The following is a 10176-nucleotide window of genomic DNA, read 5'->3' as shown; positions in this document are numbered from 1 at the left end:
AGCCCAGGGACAAGAAACAGGTCATGGAAGAACTTAAACAGATCTGTGCTCCCGACCAGTGGGAGATCTCCCCGGAAAAAGCTTTCGAAAAATTTAAAGAGTTTATTGCCAGGTGGCAGAAGAGTTATCCCGTGTTGAAAAGATATTGCCACGACAGGTACAGGTTCTATTTCACCTACTTCAAGTACGAGAGGGAAATCAGGGGGATGATTTACACCACCAACTGGATCGAAAGGCTGAACAGGGATTACAAGAGGGTCATCAACATGAGGGGGGCCATGCCAAACCCCCAAGCCGTCATACTACTCATGGGAACGGTAGCCCAAAATGCAGATATTTATAAATATCCTATTTATAATCTTGATTCTAAAAAACGATAAGATTTTTATTGTTTTCTATATTTTTATTCGTAAATTGTGTGTGAAAATTTTCCTATATAGTTGCAATATGGAAAATAGTTGAAATAAAGGATTTGATTTTTCACAGAATTATTAATATAAATAGCTTATTTATGAAAAAAATCATTTGTATTGCTTTTTTATTATTCAATTGTTCAAATGCAATAAGTGATAATAAAAAAACTCATGGATTAGGTGTTCCGTTGACTAGTAATGAAATGAATGCTATAAGTAAAATCAAAGAAATGGTTTTAGAATTTATAGGAAAGAGTAGGACGATAGAACCTCCATTTTCTTTTACCGCAATTTTAAACATAGATAGCACAGATGTTACGTTATTACCATATTACGATTTTGATACTGCAATTTTTTACAAGGATCCTTCTCCAGAAAAAATACGAGAGAGTCTTGTCGTGTCAAATGACTTGTATTTTGCCATTTCAAAAGATGGATGTTTAGAGTATAGTATGCTAGCGAAAAGAAAAGAAGATACTTGGATTTTAAGTAGATTTTCAGAAAATTGGGGGGATATTATAAAATGGTTTCCAGAGAGGTTACGAGAGGCTGATTCAAAAGATTTTAAAATATTTCGTGTGGGGGGAGTAGAGTATTTTCTTTATTACAAAAAAGGAAAGCCAATTTATTCAACTAATATAGGTAAAGAAATTTCTGAAGAAATATTATGTGAGACTATATTAGAATCAATAAATAGAGCGGTTGAAAATAAAAAGTATTTGGATAGTCTTGGTATGAATTTTTAGACTGACAAAGGAGGGACAAAACTTTATGTTTAAACATCCCTCCTGAAGTCTATTTTAGATCTGTTCTCCAATGCATGAAAGAGTTGATCTTTTTATTCATGGAAGTCAACAAATACTCGTCCTTCCCTGATTTTCTTACAATAGTCGCTGACTTTCACGTGTTCCGGATGAACTTTATAACGGGCGAGCGCTTCGGCATCGGCAAAAGTGGAGATTAGGACCGCATCGTATGCCATATCGGATTCCTTTTCATTGATCCCGACCTGTAATGATATGATTTCCGGAACGATCCCGACCAGTCTTTCCAAGCTTTCTTTCATGATTAATGCGTTCTCTGCTTTTGTTTTTCCCTCGGCAAACTCCTTGAGTTTCCACATGACAATATGTTTTAGCATGCTTTTTGATTTTAAATAATACGTTGCAAAAGTAGTCTTTTATAAAAAATAAAACTAATTTTGGATGCAAGGGAGGATCAGATGGGGGGATTGAAAAATAAATGTAAAACAAACGAGTTATGGTGGAGAAGGCCAAAAAATCAAAAGCGTCAAAAGATCAGACTGCTACAGATATAAATTTCAAGTTCAAGAGTATTCGCACAAGTTGTAGCGAGGTAATTGATTTTACCGGAAACAAGCATTATCGTACGGTTTTCCGCTTGAACGAGGTCGAAACTTTGTTCGTGGATACGGAAGTGATAAATAAACAGTTTGATGAAAAAGCTTGGGATGCGGAGATTGTGGCGGCTTTGATATATATGCATGGAGAGCAACCTGTACTGGTGGCACAAAAAGGAGGAAAAGTTACCATCCCCGAAACGGAGTCTGTTTTTCAATTTTCAACTGCTTTTTCTGTCGAGGACTTTACAGACTTTAGGTTTCAAGAAGGAGCTTATCGGGTACAGGTGATGATAAACGGGCAAGCCGGGGTGTCGGATGAAATCCATTTGTTGGAACCGCATGATTTGTTCCGGGATTATTTTCAATTGTTGGACATTGGGTTTGACAAATGTGTGGAGGAAGCTCCTGATGTGCAGCGTCCTCACTCGTATCAGGCCTTTGCAGCCAAAGGATTGGAAGACGTTCGGTTCTATCTGGTGGCAGAGAATTTTTTATCGAGTGAATGGACGTATGAATTTTTGATTAATGTGTTTGACGCTAACGGAATACTAAAAGCTAATCGAGTAGCTAAAGGGAATTATTACATTCCGAACCGGGAAGGAAAGCGTTTGCTTTGTTTTGCCTTGGATTTAGGGGCAGGATTGAGTAATTTTTGGGAAGAAGGGAAATATAGGGTTGAAGTATTGTGTTTTGATCAGCCTGTGATTCAATTGGAGTTTTCGATTGGGGAGCAGGATTTACCCTACAATTTTACCGACGAAATTGCCGGAATCAACGGGCAGGTACATGAAGTAGCGGGAGAACCTTCAACTCCACAAGATAAGGAAGAGGCTCTATCCCGTTTGTATCAGTTAGTGGGATTGCGTAAAGTGAAAGAGGAAATTACCCGGATGTACGAGTTGGCAGAATTCGTGAAAATGCGACAAGAGAACGGTTTTAACGATAAACTTCCGGTTTTGAATATGATCCTTATGGGGAATCCGGGAACAGGTAAACATTTGGTTACCGAGATCACGGGAGAGATGTTTTACCGTTTGGGAGTACTATCAAATGGTAAAGTGCATCGGTATAAGAGAGAGGATTTTACCCGTCCGGGAGTGGCCGCGGAAGAACAGTTGATTCGGGAGGCTATCACGAAGAGTATCGGAGGTATTCTGTTGATTGAGGATGCAGATGAATTGTACCCGACAAATGACCCGAATGATCCGGCCATGCGTATTTTTACCGTGTTATTGGGAATTTTGGAGCAAGAGCAACCTTCTTTGTTGGTTGTCATGGTGGGAGATGTAATGGCTTTGCAGGCAATTACAGAAGGAATTCCCGGTGTGAAGAAATGTTTCCCTTACCAATTTGTATTTGATGATTATTCGGCAGAGGAATTGATGGAAATTACTCATCAAATGTTGGAGAAGCGACAATTTAAGTTTACCCCGGAGGCTGAGGATAAGTTCTCCGATATGTTGAAGGATTGTTGTTCCGTGAGGGAATCCGGCTTTTCTAATGGTCGGTTTATAGAAGAGCGATTGGATGATGCCTCGACACGGATGGCCAAGCGATTGATGGCAAATCACAAGGGTACACATACAAAGGAAGATATGATGTTGATTCAGGTGGGAGACATCGAAACGCTGGAACAACCGGATCCGAGTAAATCCGTTGATGCATTGAATGAGATGATTGGATCTAAAGAGTTAAAAACCAGCTTGATTAGCTATATTAATTATATCTATTTTATCCGGGAAAGACAAAAGCATGGTTATGCGGATGTGATTCCGCCTTTGCATATGCTGTTCACCGGGAATCGGGGGACAGGGAAAACGACTGTGGCCCGAATGCTTGGGGAGATATTCGAGTCGGCCGGGATTCTGGAAAGTTCTATGGTGACCGTCAGGAGCAGGGGGGAAATTATCGGTGATGGTTCCATTCCTCCACAACAGATTGCCATGTATATTTTCGAACAGGCAAGAGGGGGTATTCTTTTCTTGGAAGATGCTCACACCTTGTTTCAAGATAATGTGGGGGCTGCGGCATTGAGTGTCATTTTCGGGCAATTGTCACCTACCGATAATGGAGATACCATTGTTATATTGAGTGGTGACCCGGAAGCGATGGATAAAGCTCTGGCCGGAAATCCGAGAGTGAAGTCTCTTTTCCCGTATCATTTCCATTTTTCCGATTACACGCCGGAAGAGTTATTGGAAATAGCGATTCAGAAGGTGGCAGAGAAGAATTATACCCTGCATCCGAAAGCGAAAGAGGCATTTAAAAACTTGGTATCCCAAGTATGTAACGAGCATGATAAATTCTTTGGAAATGCTTTATTTGTCGAGAAGATGGTGGATAAAGCCATTCACAACCTATCTGCTCGAACCATGAAGATCAGGAAGGAGCGGGAACTTACCCGAAAGGAGATTACGACATTGATGGCCGTGGATATTCCGACGGCAACTTCCGAGCTACCCAATTCTTATAAAGATACTTTCGACGAGAAAGAGATTGCCTCAGCTTTGAAGGATCTGGATCACATGGTGGGACAGACGAAACTCAAAAAACAGATTCATGATTTCGTGGATTTGGCTCGTCATTATAATCAACAAGGGACGAAACTGAATACCCGTGTATCATTACAATGGTGCTTTACCGGGAACTCTGGAATGGGAAAAGGAACGGTTGCCCGGATTATAGCCCGTATTTATAAAGCTATGGGGATTATAGATAAAAGTGAGGTTACGAGTTTTAAAGTAGAACGTTTACTCGGGTTGACCGAGGAAGATGCGATACAAAGTATCGGTATGGCTCTATTACAATCGAAAGGAGGGTTATTTTTCTTCGATGAAGATTCCAGTAGTTTGAATGAAGTTTCCGGTTTCCGGGATCGGGTAAGGGCGATTCTTGTGAATCAGTTGGCAACACAACCGGGGGCTTATAACGTGATATACGCGAAACAAGATCCTCCCCGTCAGATTATCAATGACGAGGTTGAAAAGGTTTCTGACATGATTAATATTCTTGTTTTTGAGGATTATACGGCTGATCAGTTAATGGAAATATTGAAACGTGATCTTGCCACGGATAATACCCGGATGACGAGAACGGCTCAACAACACATGGAACAATTTATCTCTTATATTGTCGCGAATAAAAAACGTAGTCATGCCAGTGCCCGGTTAATCAAACTAGTTGCAGAGATGATGATTCGGAATCGGGTACAGCGCTTGGCACAGAATAAGAAAGCGAATGACGTGGATGTGAAACATTCGGTCACGAAACAGGATGTTGAAATGTTCACGCCTGCCATGTTGGATAGTATGACATCAGAAAGGAATACAATCGGGTACAAGCAATGAATCGCAGAATACTTCATCTTGCTATTCCTTCTATCGTGTCTAATATTACCGTTCCTTTGTTGGGATTGGTGGACGTGACGATTGTGGGACATTTAGGGGCGACAGCCTATATTGGTGCCATCGCGGTGGGAGGATTGTTATTTAATATTCTTTACTGGAATTTCGGTTTTCTACGAATGGGAACCAGTGGGTTGACTTCACAAGCATACGGTCGGAAAGATAAAGATGCTGAAATACGGGTACTTGTGCAGGCGGTGAGTGTCGGTTTATTTTCAGCCTTGGCCATGTTGATTCTGCAATACCCGATAGAACGGCTGGCTTTTCGACTATTGGATACAAGTGCGGAGGTGGAACAATATGCGGTCACTTATTTTAGAATTTGTATTTGGGGGGGCCCGGCGGTGTTGGCACAATACGGATTCACGGGGTGGTTTATCGGAATGCAGAATTCCCGTTACCCGATGTATATTGCCATTGTGATGAACGTGATTAATATCGTGTGTAGTTCCTGTTTTGTCTTTTTGTTCGGGATGAAGGTGGAAGGCGTGGCTTTGGGGACAGTTGTTGCGCAATATTCAGGAGTGATGATGGCTTGGTGGCTTTGGTTTTATAATTACAAAGAACTGCGGGGACGGATCACGTTTAGAGGAAGTCTTCAATTGATGGCTATGCGGCGTTTTTTTGCCGTGAACCGGGATATATTTCTTCGGACACTTTGCTTGATCGGAGTGACAACATTCTTTACTTCAACAGGAGCCCGTCAAGGAGATGTAATTCTGGCTGTTAATACATTGCTCATGCAGTTGTTTACCTTGTTTTCCTATATCATGGACGGTTTTGCATACGCGGGGGAAGCTCTGTTGGGGCGTTACGTGGGAGCCTGTAATTTGGTACAATTGAAACGGGCGGTGAAGGCATTGTTCGGCTGGGGAGTCGGTTTATCATTGGTTTTCACGTTATTGTACGGGATAGGAGGAGAGAATTTCTTGGGATTGTTAACGAATGACACGGTCGTGATAGAGACTGCCGGGCATTATTTTTACTGGGTGCTTGCTATTCCGCTAGCGGGATTTGCTGCTTTTCTGTGGGATGGAATTCTGATCGGGGCCACGGCTACCCGTTTTATGTTATGGGCCATGCTGGTGGCTTCCGGTAGTTTTTTTGTGATCTATTATTGTTTTTCCGGGGCTACGAATAATCATATGTTATGGTTGGCTTTCTTGGTTTACCTTGCGTTACGCGGGGTTATGCAGACTTTATGGAGCCGAAAGGTGTTCACTTTAAAATATCTCCAAAGTCTGAGATCATAAATTGAAGATCGGATAGGTTTATTTGCCCGCTTTTTATTATATTCGCGGTGCAAATACGTGTAGTTGAAAATAAACAAATAAAACACATGGCTATAGTATTCTATCAAAAAGATGCAACAGTGTATGCCGTACACTATAAAGAATCGGAAAATCCTTTAGATGTAAGTAAGTTAGAATGGTTATTCAGTGGGGCTAAGAAAGTTCAAAGCGATTCACTGGAAAGCTTTTTCGTGGGACCTCGTCGGGAAATGATTACCCCGTGGAGTACTAATGCCGTGGAGATTACTCAGAATATGGGTATTTCCTGTATCTTGCGGATAGAGGAGTTTACTCGTGTGGAAGATGAAAAAGCGGCTTTTGACCCGATGCTTCAAGCATTTTACAAGGGCCTGAATCAAGATACGTTTACCATTGACAAGAAACCGGACCCGATCGTGTATATCGAGGATATCCGGGCATATAACCAACAGGAGGGATTGGCGCTGAATGAAGATGAAATCTCTTATCTGGAAGGTCTGAGCAAGAAATTAAACCGTCAGTTGACAGATTCCGAGGTCTTCGGTTTTTCACAAGTGAATTCCGAGCATTGCCGTCATAAGATTTTCGGAGGTACATTTATTATTGATGGGGAAGAACAAGAAGAGTCTTTGTTCTCCATGATCAAGAAAACTTCCCGAACGAACCCGAACCGGATTGTTTCGGCCTACAAAGATAACTGCGCTTTCATTGAAGGACCGGCCACGGTGCAGTTTGCCCCGGCAACACCGGACAAACCGGATTTCTACACGCAAAAAGATATTAACACGGTTATTTCATTGAAAGCGGAAACTCATAACTTCCCGACCACGGTAGAGCCTTTTAACGGGGCGGCAACCGGTTCCGGTGGTGAGATCCGTGACCGTATCGCCGGGGGACAAGCATCACTTCCGTTGGCAGGCACGGCCGTTTACATGACATCATATCCGCGCTTGGAGGCAGGTCGTCCTTGGGAATCGGCTATTGATCCTCGGAAATGGTTATACCAGACTCCGGAAGATATTCTGATCAAGGCTTCTAACGGGGCATCTGATTTTGGAAATAAATTCGGACAACCCCTTATCGTGGGTTCCGTGTTCACGTTCGAGCATGAGGAACACGAAAAGACGTATGGTTACGATAAAGTAATCATGCAGGCAGGTGGTATCGGTTTTGGTAATAAAGAACAAGCCATGAAAAAGACCCCGGAGGTTGGCGAACAGGTTGTTTTGCTAGGAGGGGATAATTACCGCATCGGAATGGGTGGTGGGGCCGTTTCTTCCGTGGATACGGGAGTATATGCCAACGCTATCGAGTTGAATGCGGTGCAACGTTCCAATCCGGAAATGCAAAGACGGGTATGTAACGCCATCCGGTCTATGGCCGAGAGCGATGTAAACCCGATTGTTTCTATTCACGACCACGGGGCAGGAGGACATTTGAACTGCTTGTCCGAGCTGGTGGAGGAAACAGGTGGATTGATTCACTTGGAGAAATTGCCTGTCGGTGATCCGACTCTTTCCGACAAAGAGATCGTGGGAAATGAATCCCAAGAACGGATGGGCCTTGTGATGAAAGCAAAGGACGTGGAAACCTTGCAGCGTGTGGCTGATCGGGAACGGGCTCCGATGTACGTGATCGGGGAGACCACGGGAGATCATCGTTTCGTGTTTGAAGATGCCAGAACCGGAGAGAAACCCATTGATCTGGAGATGACGGATATGTTCGGAAATCCCCCGAAAACAGTGATGGAGGATAAAACCAAAAGAGAACATTTCGCCGATGTTGAATATAGTGAAGATAAAGTTGAAGAATATATCGAGCAAGTTTTGCAGCTTGAGGCTGTTGCTTGTAAGGATTGGTTGACAAGTAAAGTTGACCGTTCTATTACCGGTCGTGTGGCCCGTCAGCAATGCGCCGGACCTTTACAGTTACCTTTGAATGACTTGGGAGCCATGGCTCTCGATTATCGAGGAGAAAGAGGTATTGCCACGTCCATCGGGCACGCTCCGGTAGCGGCATTGGCAAACCCGGCTTGCGGTTCGAGATTGGCTATTGCAGAGGCCTTGACGAATTTGGTTTGGGCTCCTATCGAACAGGGAATTAAAGGTGTTTCCTTGTCTGCTAACTGGATGTGGCCTTGTAAAAATGCCGGTGAAGATGCCCGTTTATATAAAGCCGTACAAGCTGCCAGTGATTTTGCCATCGAGTTGGGAATTAATATCCCGACGGGGAAAGACTCTCTTTCCATGACGCAAAAGTATGGTAAGGATAAGGTGTACGCCCCAGGAACCGTGATTATTTCTACCGTGGGTGAGGTTACCGATGTGAAGAAGATTGTTTCTCCGGTACTGAAACCGGATCAGGATTCTGAAATCGTGTATATCGATTTCTCTTTTGATAAATTGCAATTGGGAGGTTCCAGTTTTGCTCAAGTGTTGAACCGGGTAGGTAAAGAGACCCCGGATGTAAAGGATGCCGATTATTTCGTGAATGCTTTCATGGCAATACAGCGTTTGGTTGAGGAAGGGTATGTTTTAGCCGGACACGATATTTCTGCCGGAGGTATGATCACGGCTTTGTTGGAAATGTGTTTTGCCGATAATCGCTTGGGATTGGATATTGATTTTTCTTACCTAGCTGAAAAGGACATCGTGAAGATCTTGTTCGCGGAGAATCCGGGTGTACTAGTACAGATTAAGGATTGCAAGAAGGTTGCCGCTATCTTGGATGAAGCGGGAGTGGCTTACAATTTCTTGGGACGCTTGGGTAAGGCCGGAAAGTTGAATATCAAGAAAGACGGTAAAAACTTCCATTTGGATATTCCGTCATTAAGAGACTTGTGGTTTAAGACATCTTATTTGTTAGATCGTCGTCAGAGTGGCAATGAGTTGGCCCTTGAAAGATATAAAAACTATAAGAATCATGATCTGAAATACAAGTTTGCACCTTCATTCAGCGGTAAGCTTTCCCAATATGGATTGGATGTTAACCGTGTTAAACCTTCGGGTATAAAAGCTGCCGTTATCCGGGAGAAAGGATGTCAGTGCGAGCGGGAAACGGCATGGGCGATGCACTTGGCCGGTTTTGACGTGAAGGATGTTCACATGACAGACCTTGTTTCCGGAAGAGAGACTTTGGAAGACGTGAATTTTATCGTGTTCGTTGGCGGGTTCTCGAACTCGGACGTGCTTGGTTCTGCTAAAGGGTGGGCCGGAGCTTTCAAATATAACGAAAAGGCTCGGGTGGCTTTGGAAAACTTCTATAAACGTGAAGATACTTTGAGCTTGGGTATTTGTAACGGTTGCCAGTTGATGGTTGAGCTAGACTTGGTCTACCCGGAACATGGCGAGAAGGCGAAGATGTTGCATAATGCATCCCACAAACTGGAATCCGCATTCTTGAGCGTGGATGTCGTGGAGAGCAATTCCGTGTTATTGAAGTCATTAGTCGGATCTCGTTTGGGAATCTGGGTGGCTCACGGAGAGGGACAATTCCAATTACCTTACGGACAGGAAGAATATAATATTCCACTTCGATACAGCCATGACACTTACCCGGCGAATCCGAATGGATCACCTTTTGCCACGGCAGCTATTTGTAGTAAAGACGGGCGTCACTTGGCAATGATGCCTCACTTGGAACGTTCTCTTCACCCGTGGAACTGGGCATATTATGCCGAGGATCGGAAGGAAGATGAAGTCAGCCCGTGGATTGAAGCGTTTGTA

General features: G+C 43.3%; 6 protein-coding genes. 5 read left to right on the top strand and 1 reads right to left on the bottom strand.

What is annotated here, in order from left to right:
• Positions 1-380 (top strand): transposase (locus tag AB5542_RS05390; protein WP_368243010.1); only part of this gene is annotated, 380 nt, incomplete at its 5' end.
• Between the two features lie 131 nt (positions 381-511).
• Positions 512-1159: a hypothetical protein gene (locus AB5542_RS05385; RefSeq protein ID WP_279041162.1), complete on the top strand. Its 648-nt coding sequence runs from the start codon at positions 512-514 to the stop codon at positions 1157-1159.
• 92 nt (positions 1160-1251) lie between these two features.
• Here AB5542_RS05385 and AB5542_RS05380 read toward each other — a convergent pair whose 3' ends face one another.
• A complete protein-coding gene (locus AB5542_RS05380) occupies positions 1252-1554 on the bottom strand; it encodes a Dabb family protein (RefSeq protein ID WP_270542116.1) in 303 nt (100 codons plus the stop codon).
• Positions 1555-1673: 119 nt separating this feature from the next.
• On the opposite strand from AB5542_RS05380, the gene AB5542_RS05375 reads away from it, so the two are divergent.
• The 3 genes from AB5542_RS05375 to purL all read left to right on the top strand — a co-directional run.
• Positions 1674-5123 (top strand): AAA family ATPase, encoded by a 3450-nt coding sequence (locus AB5542_RS05375; RefSeq protein ID WP_279041161.1) that lies wholly within the window; start codon positions 1674-1676, stop codon positions 5121-5123.
• Complete coding sequence (locus AB5542_RS05370) at positions 5120-6433, top strand: MATE family efflux transporter (RefSeq protein ID WP_279041159.1); 1314 nt, start codon at positions 5120-5122, stop codon at positions 6431-6433. The genes AB5542_RS05375 and AB5542_RS05370 overlap by 4 nt, the downstream gene beginning before the upstream one ends.
• Positions 6434-6519: 86 nt before the next feature.
• Positions 6520-10176: phosphoribosylformylglycinamidine synthase (purL, locus tag AB5542_RS05365; protein WP_368243009.1), on the top strand; the 3657-nt coding region annotated here is incomplete at its 3' end.

This window comes from Butyricimonas sp. RTP31003st1_G1_RTP31003_210430, from assembly GCF_040920905.1.
Classification (GTDB): domain Bacteria; phylum Bacteroidota; class Bacteroidia; order Bacteroidales; family Marinifilaceae; genus Butyricimonas; species Butyricimonas paravirosa.
This window is presented reverse-complemented; position numbering and strand designations above follow the sequence as displayed.

What these genes read in the sequence shown, in the direction of transcription:
- AB5542_RS05385 (WP_279041162.1), top strand. Translation starts at nt 512, where the DNA reads ATGAAAAAAATCATTTGTATTGCTTTTTTATTATTCAATTGTTCAAAT.
- AB5542_RS05380 (WP_270542116.1), bottom strand. Translation starts at nt 1,554, where the DNA reads ATGCTAAAACATATTGTCATGTGGAAACTCAAGGAGTTTGCCGAGGGA.
- AB5542_RS05375 (WP_279041161.1), top strand. Translation starts at nt 1,674, where the DNA reads ATGGTGGAGAAGGCCAAAAAATCAAAAGCGTCAAAAGATCAGACTGCT.
- AB5542_RS05370 (WP_279041159.1), top strand. Translation starts at nt 5,120, where the DNA reads ATGAATCGCAGAATACTTCATCTTGCTATTCCTTCTATCGTGTCTAAT.